The organism is Rhizobium album (genome assembly GCF_003122325.1).
Taxonomy (GTDB): Bacteria; Pseudomonadota; Alphaproteobacteria; order Rhizobiales; family Rhizobiaceae; genus Metarhizobium; species Metarhizobium album.
The window spans coordinates 87,649-111,748 of record NZ_QFBC01000011.1; the positions used below are offsets into that span (position 1 = coordinate 87,649).

Sequence of the window (24,100 nt, forward strand, 5' to 3'; positions counted from 1 at the left end):
CTATGCTGCCAGATGGCCAAAGCCGCTGCGTGCGACCCGGCTCAAGAGTTCACGCTTCAGGACGGCTTCGCATTGGCGGGATGCATCCTGCAGTTTTTCGAGATCGATGCCGGTATCGATCCCTTCGGCCTCGAACAGATTGACGAGGTCTTCGGTCGCGACATTGCCGGTAAAACCTTCGCCATATTGGATCTGCGCCGGATGGCCGCCGACGCCGCCGATGGCGCTATCGAACCAGCGGCAACCCGCCTCGTAGGCCGCATAACAATTGGCGAGGCCCGTGCCGCGGCTGTCATGAAAATGGGCGATCGGCACCGTATCGGGCAATTCGCGAGCGATGCGTTCGAAAAGACGTCTGACGGTCGTCGGCGTGCCGTGGCCCGTCGTATCGCAAACCGAGACATGCTTCACGCCAAGCGCCGAAAAACGGGAGAGATCGGCCAGGACGCTTCCCGGATCGACCTTGCCTTCGAAGGGGCAGCCGAGAGCCATGGAGACGACCCCGATCAGGCGGAACCGGTCGCCCGCAAGCTTGACCATTTCCGCGATATTGTCCCATTGCGCCTCCCGGGTGGTGCGAAGGTTCCTCTGGGTGTGGGACTGGGTGGCGGAGACGAGAAGACTGATTTCATCGGCGCCATGGCCGGCGTCGAGATCGTCAAGCGCACGCTGCACTGCCCTGGGGTTGGGGCAGGTCGCCTTGTAACAGGTGCCCGGCCGCCTCGCTATACCGGCCAGAACCTGCGAGGCGTCCGCGAAGACCGGGACATGGGCGGGGCTGCTATAACTCGTCGCCTCGATGCGCGGAAAGCTGGCATCCGAAAACGCGCCGATCAAGGCAATTTTTTCGGCAGTGGAGATCGAGGCGGACTCGTGCTGCAACCCGTCGCGCGCAAAACATTCGCAGATTGTGATTTCGTTCGCCATGCCCCACCTCCATCCGGCTTGACGACAGAAATGGATTTATTTGTTCACATTGTCAACTATTTTATCCCTGAAAATCTTGCGACCTATTCCTCGTCAATGCTTCTCAGGTCCGATTGGGAGGCGGCGCTGCGCAATTCGTGATAATATTTGCTGCTCGTGCGGGTCACTCGGCGCAGGAGTTCGAGAAGGATCTGCTGCTCTGCATGGCTAAGGGTTGCCAGCATTTCTTCATTTCTTTCAAAAGAATCGTCTAGAATGCTGCGCGACAGCGCGAGGCCTTCCGGGCTGAGCTTCAGCAGAATGCTGCGGCCATCCTCGGGGTTGGCGGTCCTGGCGATATAACCACGATCGATCATTCCCGAAACCGTGCGGCTCATCTGGCTTTTCAGCAGGCCACTATGCTTTGCAAGCTCCTGCAGCGGCACTTCCCCCAGATATTTGAGCACTGCGAGAACGCGCCATTCCCGCGGGGTGATGCCATATTTCGGTCGAATGGAAAGCGCTGCAATCCGCGTCGATAGGCCGGCCAGTCGCTGCAGTTGGAAGGAAAACAGATCGCGGATATCCGGCTCCTTTCCCGACTTGTCGTGGCGCTTGTCGAAGTAGTCTCCGGAATTTTCATTCAACTGATCGCGGTTGCGCACCGTCGTTTCCTCTCGGGGCATGTCATTGTCCTCCATCCATATGCGATTTCGGGTCGTTGCGGCGAGTGCCGCAAAATGTTGTCGCAAAATAGTTGACAACGTGAACAATGTAGTTAATTTCGTCAACCAGATTGGCATGGGGCCGTCGACTTGTCGACCGTGCCGGCCTGTCGGGGAGCGACGGGATGGTGCAGGATCTGTTTTCTGGAGGAGCGGACATGATTTCATTACGGCATAAAGCGGCCTGCCTTGTCGGCGCGGCCATGCTTGTTTCGGCGGCCTCCGCATTTGCGGCCAGCCCAACACTCACGGTTGCCGGGTTCGGCGGCAATCTGCAGGCGGACCTTCGCAAGACGATCTGGCAGCCGGCCGCGGATGCTGCCGGCGTCGAACTGCGCGAGGAGACGCATGACGGTCTGGCTGCCGTACGCGTGCAGGTTCAGTCCGGTTCCCCGACCTGGGATGTGGTCCATATAGGGGCGGATGAATGCGCAGTCGGCGGCAAGGAAGGCCTGTTCGAAACGCTCGATTACAACGTGATCGACACGAACGGCTTCGACAAGCTCGGTTTCGGCGAAAACTGGATCGCCACCAATACCTATTCGGTCGTGCTGGCCTGGCGCACGGATGTCTACAAGGACAAGAAGCCGCAAGGCTGGAAGGATCTCTGGGACGTCAAGAATTTTCCGGGCCGCCGGGCGCTCAGCACCTATCCGGCGGAAATGATGGAAATCGCCCTGATGGCGGATGGCGTCGACAAGGACAAGCTCTATCCGCTTGATACCAAGCGGGCATTCGCCTCGCTGGAGAAGATCAAGAACGACGTATCCGTCTGGTGGTCTTCCGGTGCGCAGTCGGCCCAGCTCATCAAGGACAGGGAAGTCGATATGATGGCGATCTGGGGGAGCCGCGTCGCCAATGTTATCAAGGACGGCGCGCCGGTCGAGTTCACCTATCAGGACGCGATCCTTGGCTATGGTTGCCTCGCTATCCTCAAGGGCTCCCAGCATGTCGCCGAAGCGCAGAAATTCATTGCCGGCGTCGTCTCGCCTGAAGTGCAGGCGCGCATTCCGGAAATGATGCCCTATTACGGCCCGACCAACAGTCGCGCCTTCGAGGTCAAGACGTTCACGCCTGACGTTCTGGCCCGGTCGAACATGTCGCCGGAAAACGTCAAGAAGCAGACCTTCCTGAACGCGAACTGGTGGCGCGACAACAATGCCCTCGTCCGCGAGGACTACAGCCTGCTGATGTCTCGCTGACGTCGATCGCATACGGAGAACGGCAATGACATCGGGTGCAGTTTCGATCCGCCAGATCTACAAGGCCTACGGGAGCTATACGGCGCTGGACGGAATATCGCTGGATATCGCCGCGGGCGAGTTCCTGACGCTTCTCGGCCCCTCCGGCTCGGGAAAGACGACGCTCCTGAACGTCATTGCCGGCTTCGAGCGGCCAGACAGCGGCAGCCTGCTGGTCGACAATGCCGAATTCATCACCAGGCCACCGCACAAGCGCGATCTCGGCATGGTGTTTCAAAGCTATGCCCTGTTTCCGCATATGGATGTCTTCGCCAACGTGGCATACCCGTTAAAGTTGCGTAAAGTGAATGCTTCGGCTATCAGATCGAAAGTCATGATGGCACTCGAAACAGTCCATATGGCCCATCTTGCCGGCCGCCGTACCCACGAATTGTCGGGCGGCCAGCGCCAGCGTGTGGCCCTCGCACGCGCCATCGTTTTCGAACCGAAGCTGCTTTTGATGGACGAGCCGCTTTCCGCGCTCGACAAGAACTTGCGCGAGCATATGCAGATCGAGTTGAAGCGCCTCCATCGCACGCTTGGCATGACGACTGTCTATGTTACCCATGACCAGCAGGAAGCGCTGACCATGTCGGACCGTATCGCGGTGCTCGACCGGGGGCGGATCATGCAGCTCGATACGCCGAAGACCGTATACGACGCGCCGAATTGCAAGTTCGTCGCCGGCTTCATGGGCGATACGCGCTTCGTGCCGGTCGAGAGGAGCGGCCAGGATTTTACCCTGGGCGGCCGGCCGCTCAGGCTGGGAACGACGCCACAAAAAGCTGCCGACGATATCTATCTGATGGTGCGCCCGGAACGGCTGCGCTGGCAGGGTGCGGCCGAAAGGGACAACCGCATCGAAGGCCAGGTCATCGATGTCACCTATCTGGGCGATAGCCACATGGTATCGCTCCAGCTTCCCCAGAGCACCGAGATCTCCATCCGGCATACGGGGGCGGAGAACACACCGCTTCCCGGCCCTGGCGACAAGCTGGCACTCTGGATGACACCGGAAGCGAGCGTCATCGTCGAAGGGGCGCGGCAATGACCATGGCAGATACGCATTTCTCCGTCCCGCAACTCAACGCGGATGTGCTGCAACGGTCTCGACGCCGGGCCGGGTTTGCCTTTGTCGGCCTGTCATTGCCCGCCTTCGTGCTCGTCATGCTGGTACTGATCGTTCCCTTCACCTGGCTGGCCTGGATGTCGTTTTACGATGCGTCCGGCGCGCTTTCGGCGGAAAATTACGCGCGGCTGATGCGGCCAGCCTATGTCGACAGCTTCCTGACGACCTTCAAGGTGGCCTCGATCGTCACGATCGTTTGCGTCATTCTGGGTTATCCGGTTGCCTACCTCCTGTCGCAGATCCCGGAAAAGGCCGCGCAGGTGATGATGATCTTCATCATCCTGCCCTTCTGGACCTCGGTTCTGGTGCGCACCTATGCATGGCTGGTTCTGCTGCAGAGGCAGGGGCTGATCAATACCTGGCTTACCAATCTCGGGGTGATTTCCGAACCGCTGCCGCTCGTCAACAATCTCACGGGCACGGTCATCGGCATGGTCCATGTCATGCTGCCCTTTCTCATCCTGCCGCTCTATGCGTCGATGAAAACGATCGATCCCATTCTCCTGCGCGCGGCGTCGAATTGCGGTGCGTCCCCGGCACAAGCGTTCCGCCAGGTGTTTCTGCCGCTGTCTCTGCCGGGCGTTGCAACCGGCGTCGCGCTGATCTTCGTGCTCTGCCTCGGTTATTATCTGACGCCGGCATTGCTTGGCGGCGGCCGGGTGGCGATGTGGTCGACGCAGATCGCCGACATGATCGCCAAATTCGCAAACTGGGGTGCGGCCAGCGCGCTGAGCGTCGTTCTGCTCATCGTCACCGGCACAATCTTGTGGATCGTCAACGCGCTGCTCAATGCGGCAAGCGTTACCAAGGGATGTGCCTGATGCTGAGATCTCCGGCCACTTCGACCCAGATCACCCATGGCGACCGGCTCTGGCTCTATATTCTCGTCGGCCTCATCCTGGCATTCCTGATCGTGCCATGTCTGATCGTCATTCCGATGTCCTTTTCGGAATCCCAGTATCTGGAGTTCCCGCCGCGGGCGCTCAGCCTGCGCTGGTACGATGCCTTTTTCTCCTCGCCGGAATGGCGTCAGTCGGCCGTGGTTTCCTTCCAGGTTGCAGGCGCGACGACGGTGCTGGCGACGATCTTCGGGACGCTTGCAAGCTACGGGCTTTTCAAGTCGGCCAATCCGTTCAATCTCGTGATCCGCAGTGTGCTGATCCTGTCGATGATGGTGCCGTTGATTTTCGTGGCCATCGGCGTGTTCTTCGTCTTCGCCAAGCTCGGCATGAACAACACGCTCATCGGCCTGATCCTCGCGCATACGACACTGGCCATCCCTTTCGTCATGATCGCGGTCACCAATGGCCTGAAGGGTTTCGATCTCAATCAGGAGCGCGCAGCCCGCAGTCTCGGAGCCTCCCCGGCGCGCGCCTTCTTCACTGTCACCATGCCGCAGATCAGGGTCTCGATCTTTTCCGGCATGCTCTTTGCCTTCATCACGTCGTTCGATGAGGTCATCGTGTCGATATTCGTTTCGAGCGGCGCCAATTCGACGCTGACCAAGCGCATGTTCGCCAATATCCGCGATCAGGTCGATCCGACGGTCGCTGCCATCTCTTCCATCCTTGTCGTCGCCTCGATCGTCATTCTCGTCGGCGCGCAATTCGTCAAGAAATCGAAACCGAGAACCGCGGGCTGAGTGCTGCGGACTCGTCACCATCATAGGCCGGAAAAGCCTGCTCTCAGGAGAAACCCATGCTTCAGAACTCGCTTCGCGCGCGCGATATTGCCGTACAGATCCATCCCCAGACCAATCTGGCCTTGCACGAAAAGGTCGGCCCGACGATCATGACGCGTGGCGAGGGTGCCTATGTCTATGACGACGACGGCAAGCAATATATCGAAGGCATGTCCGGCCTTTGGTGTGCCGCGCTCGGAATGAGCGAGAAACGCCTTGTCGAAGCCGCGACACGTCAGCTCGACACGCTTCCTTATTACCAGAACTTTGCCCATCGCGCCACCGAGCCGGGTATCGAACTGTCGGATCGCCTGCTGCGGTTGGCCCCCGTGCCGATGTCCAAGGTCCTCTTCCAGAGCTCCGGTTCGGAAGCCAATGACACGGCCGTCAAGCTCATCTGGTATTATTTCCATTCCCAGGCACGCCCGGAAAAGAAGAAGATCATCGCGCGCAAGCGCGGCTATCACGGCACGTCCATCGCTTCCGCCAGCATTACCGGCCTGCCGCACCTGCATCGCGACTGGAACCTGCCGCTCGAAGGGTTCCTGCATGTAACCTGCCCACATTTTTACCGCGACGGTCTGCCGGGCGAGACGGAGGAGGCGTTTGCAACACGCCTTGCCGAGGAACTGGATGCGCTGATCGTCGCCGAAGGCCCGGAAACCGTGGCTGCTTTCTTCGCGGAGCCGGCCATGGGCACCGGTGGCGTCGTGTTGCCGCCGAAGACCTATTTCGAGAAGATCCAGAAGGTTCTCAAGAAGCACGACGTGCTTCTTGTGGCCGATGAAGTCATCACCGGTTTCGGGCGTACCGGCAACTGGTGGGGAACGCAGACCTACGACATGCAGCCGGATATCATCACCTGCGCCAAGGCATTGACATCAGCCTATATGCCGCTTTCGGCAATCCTCCTGTCGGAGCGGATTTATGAAGGGATGAAGGCGCAGAGCGAAAAGATCGGCGTCTTCGGCCACGGCTATACCTATGGCGCCCATCCCGTTGCCTGCGCCGTTGGCGTGGAAACACTGCGTATCTATGAGGAAGACGGCATCATCGATGGGGTCAATACCCTTGGCGACCACATGGGCAGGCTCATGTATCCTCTGCTCGATCATCCTCTCGTCGGTGAAGTGCGCGGTGTCGGCCTCATGTGGGGGGTCGAACTCGTGCGCAGCAAGAAGACGCGCGAAGCTTTTGCACCGGACCTGCAATTCGGGCTCGGTGTCCAGAACCATGCCTTCGAAAATGGTCTCGTCTGCCGCTCGCTCGGTACTGCCATCGCCTTTGCGCCGCCACTGATCTCGACCTTGGAACAGATCGAGCAGATTGCCGCTCGTTTCAAGCACGCCCTCGACACGGCGCTCGACGGCTATATCCGCTCGGGTGGCAAGCTGGACTGATTTCGCCGCTCAAGAACCACGCATGCGCGTGATTGTTTAAGGGGATCTGAATTGACGAAAGCCGCAAGCCTTTTCACCAATGGTGCGATACGAACGATGAATCCCGCGCAGCCGGTCGCGGAGGCGCTTGCCGTCGACGCCGGGGGGCGCATCCTGGGGGTCGGATCGGCAAGGGATCTCCAGCGGTTCGTCGATGGAAAAACGCAGGAGGTGGATCTCGCCGGACGTTTCGTCATGCCCGGCATCTTCGACTTTCACCTACACGTGATCGATGGAATAGTCCTGCGCCAGCGCTCCTTCCCGATCGATGCGGGCGACGATTTCGATACCATCCTCGAGAGCGTGCGCCAGGCGGCTGCCAGCCGCAGGGAGGAAGGCTGGTTGATCGGCGGTTCTTACGGGGAGCAGGCACTCGGCTACATCCAATCCGCAGGACCCGAAGCCAAACGGCGGCTCAACGAAGCCAGCGGCGACCGTCCGCTTCTCATGTTTCACGTCAGCCAGCATGGCGCCTTCGTGAACGACGCCGCCCTTCGTGAAGCGGGAATTCATACCGAGACCCCCGATCCTCCAGGGGGGCGCGTCGTGCGCGTTCAGGGGGAGGCGACCGGGCTTCTCGAAGAACATGCGATGTCCTTGGTCACTTCCGCCATCCCGGAGCCCACCGACATTGAATTGATCGACCTTGCGCGAGCGGCAGTCCAATATTTCAATTCGGTTGGAATGACGGGGTTCGTGGACGCCATGTCCACGCCTGCAATGCTGCGCGCTTTCCGGGCATTGGACGATGCCGGGGAGCTGTCGGCCTGGTCCGGCTTCACGCTCGCCACAAGGCATGGCAGCACGGTTTGTTCGCAAGCAGCGAAAGAAATGCTTGAGAAACGCAAGCAGATATGCGGTCCCCATATGATTGCCGAAAATGCCAAGATCTTTCTCGATGGCGTGCCGTCGCTGAGAACGGCAGCCATGATAAGCCCCTATCCGGGTGTCGGCGGACACGGCGAGATGTACCTGACGCCCGACGAGCTCTTTGCCGAAATAGCGGCCCTTGATCGGCAGGGCGTGGGGGTGAAGGTCCATGCCATTGGCGATGCCGCCGTTGCGCGCGTGCTGGATGCCGTGGCGAAGGTGCGTCGGGAAAATGGTGACGATGGCCCCCGGCATCATATCGCGCATGGCCAGTTCTTGCGCCATGAAGACATAGGCAGAATGAAGCAGTTGCGGGTGATCGCCGACCTCAATCCGCCTCTCTGGTTCGTCAACCATGCCAGTCTCGCACATGAACGGGTTGTTGGTGCCGAGCGATACAGCAAAGTCTGGCCGATCCGAACCATGCTCGAAGCCGGCGTCACTATGGCACTTGGCAGTGACTGGCTAACGATCTTTCCGGAAATCGATCCCTGGAAAGCCCTTGCCGGACTGCTGACGCGCCGCGATCCCTCTCGAAAATATGAAGGTGTGCATGCGCCGCAAGAAGCCATTACGCTCGATCAGGCGTTGCCTCTGATGACATGTAACCCAGCTGAAGGCATCGGTCTAGGCGAACGGACAGGCAGGCTGGAAGTCGGAATGTCCGCCGATATGATCGTACTCGATCGCGATCTTTACGCCGTGTCTTCTGAAGAGATTGCGGGAACACATGTATTAAAAACCTACTTCGAAGGTCGACAAGTATATTCCAGTGTTACGTCGGCAGATTGAAGCTCGACAGTTTGCCCGAGGTTTCGCTTCCAGCTGCCGAAGTCCTTCTCGATCCGCCCACGGAGGCGATGCGCTCGCGAGAAACAAAGCGCTCGAACAGGAGGGCGTTGGTCTCGGGATGCCGGAACTGGGCGAGTTGCATGCAAAGGCCGTTGGCAGGCTCTCGGGTCTTGCTCCAAACGACAGGCAACCCGGATCTCAAGGCCAAATACCACGAACTCCTGCATAAACAGCAAAAATGGACCACAAAACCAGCTTGATCAAAACGGATATTTAGCGGCGCAGATCGAGTGGAGAGAACGTGCAGGCTCCCTCGAATTTTATCTCGAACATGGCTGAGCTTGCTGAGGATCAAACAGGCCGAACGCGCTCGCGTCGAGCGTAAGCGCCATCGACCAGAACGCTTCCAGCACCTTTGAACCGGGCGCCTTGTTACGGACCAGCACGATGTCGACCGGCTCGCGCCAGCCCGGTTCCGCGATTGTCCGGAGTCGCCCCTCCCGCAGGTCGTCATGCGTCAGGCTGAGCGGAAGCCAGGCCAGGCCCTTCCCGCGTAGCGCCATGGCATGCAGCAGCGCCGCCGACTGCGAGACGAATACGACATCGAAGCCGACATGCGCCAGCGGGCCGGCGATGGCGTCGGCGAAGATCGTTCCGAGCAGCGTTCCTTCATCATGCGCCAGCAAGGGGATGCGGCGGAGCGGCTCGTCTGGCCCGTATTGCATGACGATGTCGGGGCTTCCCACGGCGACGAGCCAGTCACGAGCGACGCTCGTCTGCGCGAAATCAGCGCTTTCCATCCGAACAGGAAAAGCCTCGTGATGGTGGCGCAATAGCAATTGGCATTGTCCACGCGCCAGCATCGCCTTGGCATCGCGAGCTGGAACGACCGAGACGTTGACGACGGTTTCCTCGGAGCCGTCGCCCGCAAGTCCGAGAAGCATCGGCGCGAAGCCGGCGGCAAGAAGGTCCATTGTTGCCAGGGCCAGCGAGGTCGAGCCCGTCTGGGCCGCCGCCCGCACGATGCGTTGCGCCGTCTCGATGCCTTCGACCAGCTTGCGTGCCTCGGGCAAAAAAACTCTGCCGGGATAGGTAAGCTCGACAGGCACGATACTGCGGTCGAAGAGCGGTGCGCCCAGCCAATCCTCCAGCGCGCGGATACGCCGGCTGAAGGCCGGCTGGGTAAGATTGCGCTGCTCGGCCGTACGCGAAAAGCTGCCCGTTTCCGCCAAGGCCAGAAAGTCGATCAGCCAGGCCGTATCCATCAGCCGGTCATGTCCTGCATAATCTTATGCGTCACAGGCATTGGAGTCCGTCCCTCACACGAGATATGATTATTTGAAACTGAATTCTGCGGCGACCCGATTGTCAAGTCGCTATGGATTTATTTCAATATTAAATACTGCGTTACGTCTATGATATACGTTATTTTTCCGAGATTTATAAGTATATTTTGAGATTTTCAGCATATTTGCGAATATAAAACTCAGGAAAGGGCGGCATATGCTTCGCGTGCGGTGGTTGACCTGGTTGTGCGCGGCTCTGCTTTCGGCATTGCCCATGGCCAATGGCGCAATGGCCCGCGAGGATGTCGGCGGGGAACTCGTCGTCTACTCGGCTCCGGGAGTCTCGGCGCTTTTTGAGGCACTGGTCGAGCCATTTGCACAATATACCCAAAACAAGTTCGGTGTAGCCGTCAAGGTCGATATCGTCACAAGGTCCGTCCCGGTCGCCTGGACGACGCTGCAGACGGAATGGCCGAACCCGTCGGGCGATGTCTACCTTCTCTACGCCGAGCATATGGCCGAGGGTATCAGGCGCGGCTATCTGCAACCGCTCAGGCCGCATTACAGCGACGCCGAATGGACCCGTTTCGATCCCGAGGCGATGCGCGCCCTGGACGCGGACGGTTATGCCGCACCGTTCATCATGACGGCGATCGTCCTGGCCGTACAGTCTTCGCTGCCGGAGGACGCCGTGACGGGATGGACCGATCTTCCCGGCGATGCGCTCAAGGGCCGTTTCACCTTCGATTCCGCGATGTCGGTGGGCGCCGGCTACAGCGCGGTCGCCGCCGCGGCGCTCGTTCAGGGTTCCGACTGGCACGACTGGTTCAAGGACGGCAGGTTCGATGAAGCGGCCGCACGGCCGACCCTCGAACTGATGCGGCACTGGGCCGGGAACGCGCTGACCATGACGCAGGGGTCCGGAACGATCCGCCCCCTGCTGGCGCGCGGCGAGGCCCTTGCCTCGGCATGGTGGTGGGCCAATACGATGCAGGAAATCCGCGACGGCTTGCCGCTGCGCATCGTCTATCCGAAGGAAGGGACCGTGACCGCGGTTCAGCCGGGGCCGGTCGTCACCTCGGTGACGAAGAATCCGCTGGCCGCGATCGAATGGGTCAAGTTCGCCCATTCGGATTTTTCTGCGCAAGTATCCAGGAAGCTGAACTACCTGGCCCGCATCCCGCTCACGGGCGAAGACCCGCCGCCGGAATGGAAGGAATTCACAGCCAAGGCGAAGCAGGTGCCGATCGACCGGTTTCGGGCCTCCGTGCTCGACCCCGCCTATAAAGAAGCATTCATCGACGCCTATCGGCGTATCGTCCTGCAGCAACAATAGCGATCGGACAACTGGTGGACGAACCGAGCGAAATCGAAACTGTTGATGGGAGAGCCATCGCCGGACGCAACCACCGCTCCGGCATCGCTGTCGCATCGCAGGAGCCTGTCCTGCAACCGGCCGATGCTCGGCGATGGAGGGATCGCCACTTCTACCGCGCCTTCACCCTTCCCGCCGTGTCGGTCGCGGTGGGAACGACCGTCCTGCCGCTTGCGCTGCTGCTGTTCTGGAGCCTTGTCGATCAACGCTCAGGCGAGCCCACGCTTCGTTATTACGTACAGTCGCTCGCCAGCCCCTACTTCGCGCGCACCCTGCTGACCACCATCGTCATGGCAGCCGGCGTGACAGCCGTGTCGATTGTCCTGGCCCTTCCGGTTGCTTACGTCCTGGCCCGGCACACTTTGCTGCGGAGCGTCCTTGTCCCGGTCATCAGCGTGCCGCGGATGCTGCCTTTTGTGGTCATCGGTTATGCGATAGTGCTGTTGCTGGCGCCCTATACGGGCGTGATGAACAAGTCGCTCATCGCCGCCGGCATCCTGAGCGAGCCGGTCTTCATCCTGTTTGGCTGGCCCGGACAGGCGATCGCATTCGGCTACGCCGGCGTCGTCATCGCCATCGCCATCCTGACGGGCGTCTTCATGACCGTCGATCCGCAACTGGAGGACGCTGCCGTCACGCTAGGCGCGGGTAGGCTCAAGGCCGTGCTGACCGTCAGCATGCCGCTCGCGGCTCCCGGTACGGTCGCTGCGGCCGCGCTGATCTTCTCGACCGTCGTCACCTCCTATGCGATCCCGGTCATGCTGAACAGTCGGACGCCCTACATGGTGTCGGTGCTCATCTACAACAATCTGTATTCGCTGCAGGAGCGCCATCTTGCCTATGCGCAGGCAATCATCGTTACCGCGCTGGCCGTCAGCGTTACCACCGCCGCCCAGTTTTTCCTGTCGCGGTTCGGGAGCCGGCGATGACGGGCGGCGGATTTCGGGCCGGCATCCCGGTCGGCCGGCTCGCGCTGATGGCCTATGTCCTTTTGATGCTGGCGCTGCTGGCATTTCCCATAGGCCTCCTTGTCGTCGCCTCGTTTCAGGGAGGGATGAAGTCGACCTCCGGTCTGGACGGCTGGTCGCTGAGCGCCTATGCGGCTGTTCCCCCGGATTATTGGGGCGCCTTGTGGTTTACGGTCGAATGCGCCTTCCTGGCGACGGCCCTTGTGTTCGTCGTGGCAATCCCGGCGGCCTGGGGGCTCGTGCGCGGAAACCTGCGTGAACGCCGCTTCGTCAGCGCACTGGTACTTCTGCCCGACTCCGTGCCATCCATTACCCTTGGCATCGCGCTGCTGGCCCTGTTCGTTCCGCTGGGGCTCTCCAACAGCTTCGCCGGGATCGTCGTTGCGCTAACCGTCACCAGCCTGTCGCTGGCCCTGCGCTTTACGGAAGCCCTGCTGGAAGGCGTACCGGAAGAATTGGAACAGGCGGCGGTAACGATGGGCGCTAGTCGCGTCACGGCGGTGGTGACGGTCGTCCTGCCGCTTCTGGCACCCGGCCTCGCCATCGCGGCCCTGTTCATCTTCGTGCAAAATCTGGTCGCGTTCGAACTGCTTCTCTTCATTGCCGGCCCACGCGCGACGCCGATCTCCGTCCGGCTTTTCACCGATATCGTCGACCGTGGCGTGCTGCCGCAGGCGATCGCAATGTCGGCCATCCTCGTTTATATCGGGATCGCCTTCCATACGCTGGTCGCAATGACGGTCGGTGCGCGCTACCTTGCGGGCAGCACCATGTCGCGGAAAGGATGACGGTATGCTGTACGGAAGGTTGGGGCAGAAGGTTCAGGTCCGGCATCTCAGCAAGTCCTTCGGCAAGGTCTCCGCCCTGCAGGACCTGAGTTTCGATGTCGAGCCCGGTGAACTCGTCGCGTTCCTCGGCCCCAGCGGTTGCGGGAAGACGACGGCCCTCAAGACGATCGCCGGCCTGCTCCCCGGCCATGGCGGAGAGATATCGTTCGGCGGAGAGCGTATAGATCATCTGCCGCCCAACAGGCGCAATATCGGGCTGGTTTTCCAAAACTACTCGCTGTTTCCGCACATGACGGTGAACGAGAATATCGGTTATGGCCTTCGCATGCGGCGCTGGTCTGCGGAGCGGCGCATGGCGCGGGTCCGGGAGATGCTGGCGCTGGCGCGACTGGAGGGGTTGGGCGAGCGCAAGCCGGAACAACTCAGCGGCGGCCAGCAGCAGCGTGTCGCCCTGGTGCGCGCCATGGCCTTCATGCCCGACCTGCTGCTTCTGGACGAACCGCTGTCGAACCTCGACGCCGGCCTGCGCGAAGACGTACGCACCGATATGCGCAATATTCAGCGCCGCACCCGCCAGACGACCATCCTCGTCACGCATGATCAGGAAGAAGCCCTGGTCATGAGCGACCGTATCGTTCTCATGAACCAGGGCCGCGTTGAACAGATCGATTCGCCCGAGCAGCTTTATTCGATGCCCGCGACGGAGTTCGCGGCACGGTTCATCGGCCGGGGTAATATTTTCCATGGGGCCTATCTGCGTGACGGCGACAAGGATGCCGTGCGGATCGAAGGCCTCGATACGCCCTTGCCGGCAAGTACCAGGGCGCCTGCGGTCGGCCCTTCGGGGTCTCCGGTGGCCGCCTGCATACAGCCGGAACAGATCGTGGTGCGTGCACGCAACGACATCGAAACGCTGAAGGCGCATTGGCCGGGCGCCTTCATCACGACCGGGAAGATCGTCGATATCGCTTTCCACGGCGGCTCGAGCGTCCTGCATCTCGATGTGGAGAGAGCCGGCCTCATCAAATGTCGTCGGCCGGTCGCGGAGGTCCAGGGTCTGTGCTTTGGTGATCGCGTCGTCGTGGGTATTCTCGACTGCCATCTCATGCCGCGGAGCGAATAAAGCTTCAGCCATAAGAATCCGGCGTAGTGTTGCATAATATAATGCGGCATCGGCATTGGATTGAATAATCACAACAATGCTAGCGTCCAGATACAGATAATATAACTGTTTTTCAGAATGACTTGGACGATCTGCAGTATTCGTTATTGCGGAAGGGATTTTCTGCGATTTCGTTTGGCAGATACTCTGTCGTTCCAGTGAACGGGCAGAAAATGACTCATTCCGGAAAAGGGTTGTTGGCTATTTTAAAAAGGCCAGGCGTCGGCGCGGCGCGGGAGGGGCGCATGATCGACAGGACGGCTCCATTCGGTGGGAACCACGACGAATCTCCCGGCAACGCGTTGGCGCGCTGGCAATGCCGGTACGGCGCTTATCTGCTCCGCCTGCTCATCGGCACGCTGGCGCCGTTTGTTGTTGCCTGCCCGCTGGTGGCGGCGGACAGCGAGGTTCCGTCTCAGGAGATGATCGTCGATGCCGCGATCGTCCTGGCGGCGGATGTCTCTTCGTCCATCGATGTGGATCAGGCCAGGATGCAGAGGATCGGCCATGCAGAGGCATTGCGTTCGCCGGAGGTGAAGGCCGCGATCCGGGACGGCTTCGTCGGGTGCATCGCCGTCACGTATATCGAATGGTCCAGCGTCGGTTCGACGCGTACCGTGCTTCCGTGGACCCGGCTGTGCGATGACGGTGACGCGAACATCGCCGCTGACGAGATCATGCACCGTGCCGATGACGGCTCAGAGCGTATCGGCAGCGGGCGGACCTCGTTGTCCTTTGCTCTCGAAGCCTCTGGCTTCTTGCTTGATCACTTCCCCGGTGAGGCGACGCGCAAGATCATCGACGTGTCTTCCAACGGAACGAACAATGATGGATTGCCTGTCGCCGAGGCCAGGGATCGCGTTGTCCAGAAGGGCTACACTATCAACGGCATCGTCCTTGCGCGTGAAGAGCAAGGCGTGACGTCGGATCTTGCGGATTATTTCCGGCAGATGGTCATTGGCGGCCCTTGGGCGTTTGTGGCTGTGCCGGACCGGCCCTTCGACTATGTCACGGCCATTCGCCGCAAGCTCATAAGGGAGATCAGCGGGATCGGCCATCGAGGAGACAACAGATCGATTTACCTCGTGGTGGACGACAGGGGATGAGGCCATGAACGATAGCGTCAAAAGGAGCATCGGGGCTGAAACGCAATCGGCTGGCTTCCTCCGCAGCGCGGGCATTCGCGCGGTGGAACCCGGCATGCTCTACAATCTCGGTAATGTTCTGGGCTTTGTCGTTGGACTTGTTGTCGCGCTCTTCATGGAGGCTTCCGGGAGTGCGGACACAACGCTATGGGGCCGGACCGTGGCGCATGTCGCGGGAAGCCCCGCCGCCACGGCATTGACTGTCGCCACGGCCGTATTTTTCTGGGGCGGGATCGTCTACACGAAGGCTTGGTCGCACGGTCCGCCGCCTGTTCCGGGGCTCAACCAATGGGGCGATGTGCTTTCCGGCATCGGCGCGATTATCCTGGGTATCGGCCTGGTCATGCTGGGAAATCCATGGCTGGCCGCGTCTGCGGGCGCCCTGCACGCAGTCGGAAAATTCGGCAGTGCGGCGAACTGCGCGGTCGTGTCGCGGGATGCGCTCGTCTCCGAGCGAGCCGGTGCCTTCTTCAAGGATTTGGTATTGGTAAGCCGCGCGCCTGCCATCCTCGCCGGCGCTTCTGCCCTGTGGGGCGAGCTTGTGGTTCAGCAAAGCATGCAAGGATCGCTGTTGGCCCTGAGCTTCATGATCTGCTGCATGATATGGGCGGCGGCCGACTGGATGCTGTTGTCGCCGCAAGGCTGGATCAGGACAACCACGGCCTCTCTTTTCGAAAGAGTCGAAGGTCTGAGCAGATCCATGCAGCGTTGTTTCCTTTCTGCCATCATGTTCCGCAGACCCGCTTTGATAACGGCCATCACCTTGCTGGCCGCTCTCGTTTTCTCAAGGCCGATGCCATCCGTGGCGGCCTCTAACTCCGCGATCGAGCGTATCCTTGATAAGGGGGTGCTGACCGTCGCGATGTTCGGCGAGGACGTGCCGCCGTTCTTCTACACGGACGATGCCGGCAATCTCGCCGGCATCGATCCGAGCCTTGCACGCGACATCGCTGCCAAACTCGGCGTGCGAGTGGTTTTCGACAGGTCGGCGACGACCTTCGACGGCGTCGTGGAAAAGGTGCGGGCGGGAGATGCCGACATCGCCGTCAGCCTGCTCAGCGATACGCTGGAGCGGGCGGTCCGCGTCAGCTTCAGCCGCAGCTATGTCAGCGTCCGACAGTTCATGCTGATCAACCGGCTGGAATTCGCCAAGCTGGCCGCTGCGCGCGGGGCGGCCAGTGCCGCCATTCCGGTCGCAACGCTGCTCGACGATCCCACCGCGCGCATCGGCGTCATCAGCGGCACCTCCTATGTCGGTTTCCTCAGCCAGGATTTCCCGAAGGCGAAGATGGAGGAATTCGCCGACTGGGACACGATGCTCGCCGCAGTGAAGGCCGGTGCGCTGGTCGCGCTCATGTATGACGAGATCGAGATCGGCAACTGGCGTCACGCCGATCCGGCCGGCTCGCTCGATCTTCGGCCTTTCCATCTTGCCGGCCATCCGGACACGATCGCCATCGCGATGCGCCGGGAGGACCAGGACCTGAAAGCCTGGATCGATCTCTATCTGGGCAAGATCGCTGAGAGCGGTTTCCTGCCGTCTCTGCTGGACACCTATCTCTATTCTTCCGACAAGGGCCTCGCCAATGATTGAAACCGCCAGGCGTCGCCTCGCCACCGTTCTGCTGCACCCCGGTAGTGTCTTCGCCGGCCTCATTGCAGGCGGCTTTTACGGATGGCTCGATGCGGGCGCGACGCCGCTTGTCGAGTTCATGGGGCATCTCTACCTGCGGCTCCTGCAGATGTGCGTCATTCCCCTGCTGTTTTCGGCAGTGGTCATGGGGCTCGCCAAGCTTTTTTCCAGCGGTTCGGCGCGCCGATATGTCGGCCGGCTCGCAGGCCTGTTTGCAGCCGGATTGCTGCTTGCCGGCGGTCTCGGCCTGTTTCTCGGCGAAGTGGGCCAGCCGGGCGCCAATCTCCAGAATGGGGCGCGGCAGGTGATCGGCCAGGCCGTCTTTCGCGCCGAGGCGGCGAGCGGGACGACAAACGGGGCCAGCCTGCAGGATATCGCCATCGGCATCGTTCCCGACAACATCTTCCTGGCCTTCAGCAGCGGCAACATGCTCGCCATCCTGTTCTTCGCCCTGCTGTTCGGCGTGGCGCTCGGCTCGCTCGACAGCGACAAGTCCGAGCGGGCGATCTTCCTGTTTGAAAGCGTCTATGAGACGCTCATGACGATCATCGGCTGGCTCGTCTACCTCTTGCCGGCCGGGCTCTTCTGCCTCGCCTACAGCCAAGTGTCGGCTATCGGTTTGCCAATCCTGAGCGCCCTGCTCAAGCTCGTGCTACTGATCTATGCCGGCGGGTTCGCCCTCGTGCTCATCTGCCTGCTCACTGCCTGGTGGCGGCTTGGCGGCGATTTCCGGCGCCCGGTTTCGGCTTTACGCGAGGCGACATTCGTGGCCTTCGGAGCCGCGAGCAGCTTTGCCGCCCTGCCGGCGGCGCTGCGCGGATTGAAGACCGACCTCGGTTTGGATCGCCATGTGGTCGATCTCGTCATGCCGCTCGGCATCACGCTCAATCCGCCGGGTTCGGTGTTCCATTTCGCGATTGCCACTGTGTTCCTTGCCAATCTTTACGGCGTCGAGCTCGACGCGGGCCAGATGGCCTTTGTTCTGGTGGCCTCGGTTCTCGCGGGGCTTGCCGCAGCGGGTGCTCCGGGCGTGGCTGCGCTTTCGATGATGTCGCTGATCCTCGTTCCGCTCGGCCTGCCGGTAGAGGTGGCGATCATTCTGCTTGTGGCGATCGATCCGATCGTCGACCCGGTGTTGACGGTGGTGTGCAGGCGAATGCTGCCACGACGATCCTTCTCGCCGGTGCAGACACTCACGGGAGTCGAATTCAATCGGATCGGGAGGTCTTGAGGCGACCATGACGAGGAGCGCAGTCCACGAGGCCAGCAATGCCGGATGGCTCGACCTGCATTTCGAGTCCTCTCGGCGGCGGAATGCTTTCCCGAGTATCAATTTCGCCGTTGTTGTCGATGATTTGGGGCATCTCCCATACAGAGAGCATAATGAACGATAATGCCCTGCCGGCAAGATCAACGGCCTGATGCCGCGATTGTCGGCGATCCGATAAGTTACTCTTCTTCATGGGGAAATTCAATTGCGTCGCAGTCATCGTATTGTTGCGCCAACATTCGTTGCCTCCCAAGATCAACATTGATTTTAAATCTGGATATGTATGTATTAAGCGTGATTTTCAGATCATCAAAATTAGGCGCGCGCAAAATTGTAGAATATCAATTTCATCAATTTTTTGATCGTCCGATATATTCGCCGTAGCTCTAAATCATTATTAACTGACTGCGATTATGTTCTCCACATCCGCTCGGTCTCCGCCATTCGCCGAACGGCTCCGCAATAGCAATCGAGTCGTATTGAAATGAGCACATCCTTTTACGTTGAGGAAATCACCGCTGGTATCGGCGCCCATGGCACATGGAAAATGAAGCTGAAGACCGCGATCACGACCGCGTCCAGCGATTTCAAACCGAGCGTTGTCCGTTGCGATGACCAGTGCGCCCTTGGTAAATGGTTGCACGGCTCCAAAATCGACGCGCAGACCAAGCTGGGCATGCCCTACAAGGTCAACAAGCGGGTGCATGCAGAATTCCATGAATGTGCCGCCCGGGTCCTCGAACTGGCGCTGGCCGGCAAGGCCAAGGATGCACAGGCCCTGCTCGATGGGGAGTTCAAGGAACGCTCCGAAAAGGTCGTCCGGGCGCTGAACAAATGGAAGGGCGAGCTGCTGTCATCAACAAAGGCCGCTTGAATGCGGTCCGCGAGCGTGGTCTGGACTGGCAGGATTACGGCAAACGCGACGGTGGTGATGCGCAGGCGCATATAGCCACAGCCGGCCTACGCGGTCTCCAATTCCGATTTTGAAGGGCGACGTGAAGCCCGGAAATAACGAGAGATCAGTCGCCGGCTCTCCCGGAAGGCAGGGCGGTCATGCCGGGCCGGCAGACAAGGCTGATGGCAGAAATGCCTTGCGGGAAAACCGAGTGCCGGCATGGCGCCGAAGCGGTCAGCCCGTCACACTTGCCTTGCGATGATCTGCGCCGTGGTGGCCAGATCGATCTGGTCCGGCATGCGCGGCAAGACGTGGTCGAGCACCGCCTGATGCGCCACCGGCTCGGAACTGCCGACGGCATCGGACGCTACGACGACATGGAAGCCTGCATCGACGGCGCCGAAGACGCTGGCGAGCACGCAGACATCGGTTTCGACGCCGCTGAAGATCAGTTGATCAATGCCATCCGCTTTCAGGCGTTCGTTGAAACCCGGTGCCTTGAATATGGAGTAGGTGAATTTTTCGACTTCCGTTTCCGGCTGCGACAGCGCCGCGAGCGGCGCGACAAGATCCTGGTAGGCCGGATCGAGCTGCGATGTCGTCAGCATCGACCAGCGCTCGTAATAGGTCTGCCAGCGTCCGGGCGCATGGGCCGACGTTTCCGGCAACATGAACTTGGCAAACAGGGTCCGGCCCTTGAACGCCTCGCAAAGATCCAGCACGTTCGGCAGGATGTCCCGGATCGAGGGCGTGTGCCAGACCGTTTCCTCGGCAAACACCCGTTGCATGTCGATGACGATATGCAGCGTTTTTCCTGTACCGTTGCCGGTGCTCACGCGGCGTCCTCCATCGGGATGGTGTTGGCGGGATGCCAGGCAAGCGTCACTTCGCTGCCTTCGGGATGGATGGTGCCCGTCCGGTTCTGGGCGAAGATCTTCAGCGACGTTCCATCCTTCGCGGTCAGGACATAGGTCAGGGCCGGGCCGGCATAGATGACGTGGTCGATGCGCGCCGAAATCCGGTTCGAGGCGCCCTCGACCTCCGTTCCGTCGCCGACGATCTGCATTTTTTCCGGCCGAACGGCGACCATCGCCTTGGCATTGCCGGGCAGGGCCGCGGCCGTCCGCAAGCTGGTGCCGTCTGAGAGTTGCAGAGCGCCGTTTGACACGGCACCCTTGAAGAAATTGGTATCGCCAAGGAATTCGGCGGCAAAGCGTGTTTTCGGCTGCTCGTAGACCTCCGCCGGCGGACCGATTTGGACGATGCGCCCGCGGTCGAGGATGGCGACGTTGTCGGACAGCGCCAGGGCCTCCTCCTGGTCGTGGGTGACGAAGATCGTCGTCAGGCCCGTTTCGCGCTGGATGCGCTTCAGCTCCACCTGCATTTCCTGGCGCAGGCGCCGGTCGAGCGCCGAAAGCGGTTCATCGAGCAGCAGCACGCTCGGCTGGATGACGACGGCGCGCGCCAGCGCCACGCGCTGTTGCTGACCACCGGACAACTGTTTCGGGCGGCGGTCGCCGAAACCGGGAAGCCGCACCATGTCCAGCGCCCTGTCGACCAGCTTTTTGGCTTCCGCGCCGCGAATGCCGCGCCGGGCGAGGCCGAAGGCGACGTTCTGCGCCACCGTCATGTGCGGGAACAGCGCATAGGACTGGAAGACCATGCCGATGTTGCGGGCGTAGACGGGTGTCTCGGTGACGTCGGCCCCGCCGATCGCGACCTTGCCGCTGTCCGGCGTGATGAAGCCCGCGACGATGCGCAAGAGGGTGGTCTTGCCCGAGCCGGACGGCCCGAGCAAGCTGGTGAACGAGCCCTCGGCGAAATGCGTGGTGATGTCGGCCAGTACCGGCACCTGGCCGTAGGTCTTGGCGACGGAAGTGATATCAACGTTTGTCACGGGCGCCTCCCGGGCGGGCAAAGATCGCAAAGACGACGATGACGCTCATCGAGCCGACAAGCAGGATGGTGGAGATGGCATTGATCTCCGGCGTAAAGCCTTTGCGGATTGCCGAATAGATTTGCACCGGCAGCGTGGCGAAGCCGGGCGTCGACAGGAAATAGGAAATTACGAACTGGTCGAGCGACACCGCGAAAGCGAACAACGCCGCGCCGAGAATACTGGGCGTCAGAAGCGGCAGCGTCACCGCGAAGAAAGCATGCAGCGGCGTCGAGCCGAGGCTGATGGCGGCTTCTTCCAGGTCGGAGCGGATCGTCCTGAGGCCGGTGCCCACGACCAGAACGACGTAGGGGATCGCCAGCGCCACATGGCCGATCAGCAGCGCATGCATGCCGCGTCCGATACCGGTCCAGAAGAAGAAGACCAGCATGGCCGTTCCGGTGATCAACCACGGAATGGCGATCGGTGGCAGGAGCAGAAGCTGCAGCAGCGTGCGACCGCGCACCGCGCGCCGATCGAGTGCCACGGCCGCCATGGTGCCGGCAAGCGTTGCGAGAACCGCCGTGATCAGCGCGATGACGATCGAATTGATCCCGGCGGAAATCAGCTGGTCGTTGCCGGAAAGGGCAACATACCAGCGGGTCGTAAAGCGGAAGGGCAATTCGTAGAGCGCGGAATCGTTGAACCCCATCGCCATCATCACCATGATCGGCAGGTAGAGGAAGACGAGGATCGCCAACAGGTAGAAACGGGCAAGCGCCTTCATGCGACGCCTCCCGCGTTGCGGCGCAAGACGCCGGAGAAGGTCGCGAAAATCGCCAGGATCACCGCCAGCATCGTGAAGGAGAGGGCAGCACCCAGCGGCCAGTTGAACGCCTGCGTGAACTGGTCCTCGATGACGGTGCCCATGGTGACGCCGACGCGGCCGCCGAGGATGCGCGGCTCCATGAACGAGCCGATCACCGGCACGAAGGTCAGGATGGCGCCGGTGGTCAGCCCCGGCAGGGCGAGCGGCACCAGCACGCGCGTCAAAATCGTCCACCAGCGCGCGCCGAGGCTTTGCGCCGCCTCGATGATGGCGTCGTCGATGGTGACCAGCGCGATGTAGCAGGTCAGGATCATATAGGGCAGGTAGCCGTGCACCAGGCCGAGGACGATGGCCGGCCGCGTATAGAGAAAGCCGATGGAGCCGGCCTCGGGCAGCAGGGCGTGCCACAGCGTATCGAGGAAGCCGCCCTCGCGCAGCACCATGGTCCAGGAAAAGACGCGCACCAGGCCGTTGGTCCAGAAAGGCAGCAGGATCAGGATCAGCAGCGTCTCGCGCGCCCGTCCGATCGTCGCCCGCGCCAGCGCCAGCGCGGCGAAGAAGCCAAGCACGGCGCACAGGAAGGTCGTCCAGAAACCGATGACCAGCGAATCCCAGGCGATGCCGACGAGATAGGGCTGGGTGATGAAGGCCTTGTAGTGTTTCAGCGTGAAGACGATCGGCGCACGGCCCATGGGCGTCGCATTCATGAAGCTGAAGACGAGCATGGTGCAAAGCGGCAGGAACACCGCGATCAGCAGCCAGCCATAGGTCGGCATGAGCAGGGCCGCCGTCGCGAACCAGGACGGCAGGCGGTGCCCCGCAGCCGCGCCGGACGGCGAAGCTGCGGGACGAATGATCGCGTCAGCCGGCATAGAAGGCTTTGACTTCCTGCCAGAGATTGTTGAAGGCCTCGCGGCGATCGTCCGGCAGGGCCGACTGAATCGTCATGGTCTTCAGGTAGCTCGGGTCGTGGATCTTGCGGTTGAGATCGTCGGCCGGCAGTTTTTCCATGGCGGCGGCATTGGCCGAAGCCGGTGCGCCGATCTTGGTCGCCCATTCGACGTAGAAATCCGGATCGATCATGTAGTTGATGAAGGCCAGGCCGGCATCGGCATTGGGTGCGCCGACCGGAATGCACAAATTGTCGAGCCAGCCGATGCCGCCTTCCTTGGGAACGACGAATTCAACCGGCAGGTTGCTGTTGCGCTTGGAGCGCACGGCCGCACCCGACCAGTAGACGGACAGGTCGAACTCCTTGGCGGCGAAGGACTTGTTCCACTGGTCCTCGCTCGACCAGAGCAGCTTGACGTTGTCCTTGAAGCCTTTCAGCTTTTCCTTGACGGCGTCGAGATCGGACGGATTGTTCATGTCCTGGCCGGTCAGAAGCGCGCCGATGGCAACCGAGGTCACCGCGTCGTCGAACAAGGCCACCTTGTTCTTGTGCGCCGGATCGGCGAGCGCGGCATAGCTATCCGGCTTGGCGGAGCCTTCCGTGATCGCCAGCGAGGTAATGCCCCAGACCCATGCCACGCCGTAGGTCTTGTCCTCGAACTTGATGTTGGGATGATCCCGCAGTTCCGGCGAAAGGCCAGCGGAATTCGCCACCTTGGAGAAGTCGATCGGTTCGATCAGACCTTCGCTGGCGGCCTGCTGGGTGCGGGCGCTGTTGATCAGCACCACGTCATAGGCGCCCGGATTGGTGCGCAGCTTGGTCAGCATTTCCGGCTCGGAGCTGAAATAGTCGTGCACGACCTCGATGCCGGTGGCTTTCTGGAAGGCTTCGAGCGCCCACTTCTCGTCGGTGCCGTAACCCTGCCAGTTGAGCACGGTGATCTTGGTGGCCGCCCGGGCCGGGCGCATGGCGAAAGGCAGCGGAGCCGTGGCGGCGAAGGCGCCGGCGCCAAGGAGTCCGAGTGTTTGACGACGTGTGATTTTCATAGAAAGCTCCCTCTTAGACACCGTTTTGCGCCGCTCCAGGCGAATGTTACGAAAACGGCTGTTCCACCATCTCTTCCCCGCTCCATGCGATGTCCCGCATTCCTCTCGGGACGGCTCGGATGAGCCAGGAAAGATCACTCATTTTATTTGTA

At 61.0% G+C, this 24,100-nt stretch carries 23 protein-coding genes; 14 read left to right on the forward strand and 9 right to left on the reverse strand.

Features of this window, described 5'->3' with window-relative positions; all coding sequences use genetic code 11:
- Window positions 1-927: a hydroxymethylglutaryl-CoA lyase gene (locus DEM27_RS21305; RefSeq protein WP_109460269.1), complete on the reverse strand. Its 927-nt coding sequence runs from the start codon at window positions 925-927 to the stop codon at window positions 1-3.
- Between the two features lie 83 nt (window positions 928-1,010).
- The gene (locus DEM27_RS21310) at window positions 1,011-1,571 is read right to left on the reverse strand and encodes a MarR family winged helix-turn-helix transcriptional regulator (protein ID WP_165823517.1); all 561 of its coding nucleotides are present in this window, start codon (window positions 1,569-1,571) and stop codon (window positions 1,011-1,013) included.
- A gap of 218 nt (window positions 1,572-1,789) precedes the next feature.
- Between DEM27_RS21310 and DEM27_RS21315 the strand changes: the two genes are divergently transcribed.
- Genes DEM27_RS21315 through DEM27_RS21340 form a run of 6 tightly spaced genes read left to right on the forward strand, consistent with a single transcriptional unit; the run spans window position 1,790 to window position 8,783 of the window.
- Entirely contained in the window at window positions 1,790-2,833 is a 1,044-nt protein-coding gene (locus DEM27_RS21315; protein ID WP_165823518.1) for an ABC transporter substrate-binding protein, read from the forward strand.
- A gap of 25 nt (window positions 2,834-2,858) precedes the next feature.
- Complete coding sequence (locus tag DEM27_RS21320) at window positions 2,859-3,923, forward strand: ABC transporter ATP-binding protein (RefSeq protein ID WP_109460271.1); 1,065 nt, start codon at window positions 2,859-2,861, stop codon at window positions 3,921-3,923.
- Window positions 3,920-4,822 (forward strand): ABC transporter permease, encoded by a 903-nt coding sequence (locus tag DEM27_RS21325; protein ID WP_109460272.1) that lies wholly within the window; start codon window positions 3,920-3,922, stop codon window positions 4,820-4,822. The genes DEM27_RS21320 and DEM27_RS21325 overlap by 4 nt, the downstream gene beginning before the upstream one ends.
- Window positions 4,822-5,643, forward strand: a complete 822-nt coding sequence (locus DEM27_RS21330) for an ABC transporter permease (RefSeq protein WP_245445998.1) — start codon at window positions 4,822-4,824, stop codon at window positions 5,641-5,643. The genes DEM27_RS21325 and DEM27_RS21330 overlap by 1 nt, the downstream gene beginning before the upstream one ends.
- Before the next feature lie 56 nt (window positions 5,644-5,699).
- Complete coding sequence (locus tag DEM27_RS21335; protein ID WP_109460274.1) at window positions 5,700-7,082, forward strand: aminotransferase; 1,383 nt, start codon at window positions 5,700-5,702, stop codon at window positions 7,080-7,082.
- A gap of 51 nt (window positions 7,083-7,133) precedes the next feature.
- On the forward strand, window positions 7,134-8,783 hold the full coding sequence (locus DEM27_RS21340; protein WP_128755543.1) for an amidohydrolase: 1,650 nt from the start codon (window positions 7,134-7,136) through the stop codon (window positions 8,781-8,783).
- Window positions 8,784-9,103: 320 nt separating this feature from the next.
- Here DEM27_RS21340 and DEM27_RS21345 read toward each other — a convergent pair whose 3' ends face one another.
- The gene (locus DEM27_RS21345; protein ID WP_109460276.1) at window positions 9,104-10,048 is read right to left on the reverse strand and encodes a LysR family transcriptional regulator; all 945 of its coding nucleotides are present in this window, start codon (window positions 10,046-10,048) and stop codon (window positions 9,104-9,106) included.
- Between the two features lie 295 nt (window positions 10,049-10,343).
- Here DEM27_RS21345 and DEM27_RS21350 point away from each other — a divergent pair, with 295 nt between their 5' ends.
- The 7 genes from DEM27_RS21350 (at window position 10,344) to DEM27_RS21380 (ending at window position 18,371) form a co-directional block, all read left to right on the forward strand.
- The gene (locus DEM27_RS21350; RefSeq protein ID WP_165823519.1) at window positions 10,344-11,405 is read left to right on the forward strand and encodes an ABC transporter substrate-binding protein; all 1,062 of its coding nucleotides are present in this window, start codon (window positions 10,344-10,346) and stop codon (window positions 11,403-11,405) included.
- A 14-nt stretch (window positions 11,406-11,419) separates the two neighbouring features.
- On the forward strand, window positions 11,420-12,373 hold the full coding sequence (locus tag DEM27_RS21355; RefSeq protein WP_109460278.1) for an ABC transporter permease: 954 nt from the start codon (window positions 11,420-11,422) through the stop codon (window positions 12,371-12,373).
- Window positions 12,370-13,200, forward strand: coding sequence for an ABC transporter permease (locus DEM27_RS21360; RefSeq protein WP_109460279.1), 831 nt, complete (start codon window positions 12,370-12,372; stop codon window positions 13,198-13,200). The genes DEM27_RS21355 and DEM27_RS21360 overlap by 4 nt, the downstream gene beginning before the upstream one ends.
- A gap of 4 nt (window positions 13,201-13,204) precedes the next feature.
- Window positions 13,205-14,323: an ABC transporter ATP-binding protein gene (locus tag DEM27_RS21365; protein WP_109460280.1), complete on the forward strand. Its 1,119-nt coding sequence runs from the start codon at window positions 13,205-13,207 to the stop codon at window positions 14,321-14,323.
- A 284-nt stretch (window positions 14,324-14,607) separates the two neighbouring features.
- Complete coding sequence (locus DEM27_RS21370; protein ID WP_245446000.1) at window positions 14,608-15,468, forward strand: DUF1194 domain-containing protein; 861 nt, start codon at window positions 14,608-14,610, stop codon at window positions 15,466-15,468.
- A gap of 4 nt (window positions 15,469-15,472) precedes the next feature.
- The gene (locus tag DEM27_RS21375) at window positions 15,473-17,101 is read left to right on the forward strand and encodes a substrate-binding periplasmic protein (RefSeq protein WP_109460281.1); all 1,629 of its coding nucleotides are present in this window, start codon (window positions 15,473-15,475) and stop codon (window positions 17,099-17,101) included.
- On the forward strand, window positions 17,094-18,371 hold the full coding sequence (locus DEM27_RS21380; protein ID WP_109460282.1) for a dicarboxylate/amino acid:cation symporter: 1,278 nt from the start codon (window positions 17,094-17,096) through the stop codon (window positions 18,369-18,371). Before DEM27_RS21375 ends, DEM27_RS21380 begins: the two co-directional genes overlap by 8 nt.
- Here DEM27_RS21380 and DEM27_RS33635 read toward each other — a convergent pair.
- Window positions 18,349-18,630, reverse strand: a complete 282-nt coding sequence (locus DEM27_RS33635; protein ID WP_128755544.1) for a hypothetical protein — start codon at window positions 18,628-18,630, stop codon at window positions 18,349-18,351. The genes DEM27_RS21380 and DEM27_RS33635 overlap by 23 nt on opposite strands.
- A 264-nt stretch (window positions 18,631-18,894) precedes the next feature.
- On the opposite strand from DEM27_RS33635, the gene DEM27_RS21385 reads away from it, so the two are divergent.
- A complete protein-coding gene (locus DEM27_RS21385; protein ID WP_109460283.1) occupies window positions 18,895-19,284 on the forward strand; it encodes a CZB domain-containing protein in 390 nt (129 codons plus the stop codon).
- 263 nt (window positions 19,285-19,547) lie between these two features.
- Here the strand turns inward: DEM27_RS21385 and DEM27_RS21390 are convergent, their stop codons facing one another.
- The 5 genes from DEM27_RS21390 to DEM27_RS21410 all read right to left on the reverse strand — a co-directional run bounded on the left by DEM27_RS21390 (window position 19,548) and on the right by DEM27_RS21410 (window position 23,948).
- Window positions 19,548-20,141 carry a cysteine hydrolase family protein gene (locus tag DEM27_RS21390; RefSeq protein ID WP_245446001.1) on the reverse strand — a complete coding sequence of 198 codons (594 nt, stop codon included), beginning with the start codon at window positions 20,139-20,141 and terminating at the stop codon, window positions 19,548-19,550.
- On the reverse strand, window positions 20,138-21,202 hold the full coding sequence (locus tag DEM27_RS21395) for an ABC transporter ATP-binding protein (RefSeq protein ID WP_109460284.1): 1,065 nt from the start codon (window positions 21,200-21,202) through the stop codon (window positions 20,138-20,140). The genes DEM27_RS21390 and DEM27_RS21395 overlap by 4 nt, the downstream gene beginning before the upstream one ends.
- Window positions 21,189-21,968: an ABC transporter permease gene (locus tag DEM27_RS21400; protein WP_109460285.1), complete on the reverse strand. Its 780-nt coding sequence runs from the start codon at window positions 21,966-21,968 to the stop codon at window positions 21,189-21,191. Before DEM27_RS21400 ends, DEM27_RS21395 begins: the two co-directional genes overlap by 14 nt.
- Complete coding sequence (locus DEM27_RS21405; protein ID WP_245446020.1) at window positions 21,965-22,786, reverse strand: ABC transporter permease; 822 nt, start codon at window positions 22,784-22,786, stop codon at window positions 21,965-21,967. Before DEM27_RS21405 ends, DEM27_RS21400 begins: the two co-directional genes overlap by 4 nt.
- Window positions 22,787-22,871: 85 nt before the next feature.
- Window positions 22,872-23,948 (reverse strand): ABC transporter substrate-binding protein, encoded by a 1,077-nt coding sequence (locus DEM27_RS21410; protein WP_109460287.1) that lies wholly within the window; start codon window positions 23,946-23,948, stop codon window positions 22,872-22,874.
- Between the last annotated feature and the right edge of the window lie 152 nt (window positions 23,949-24,100).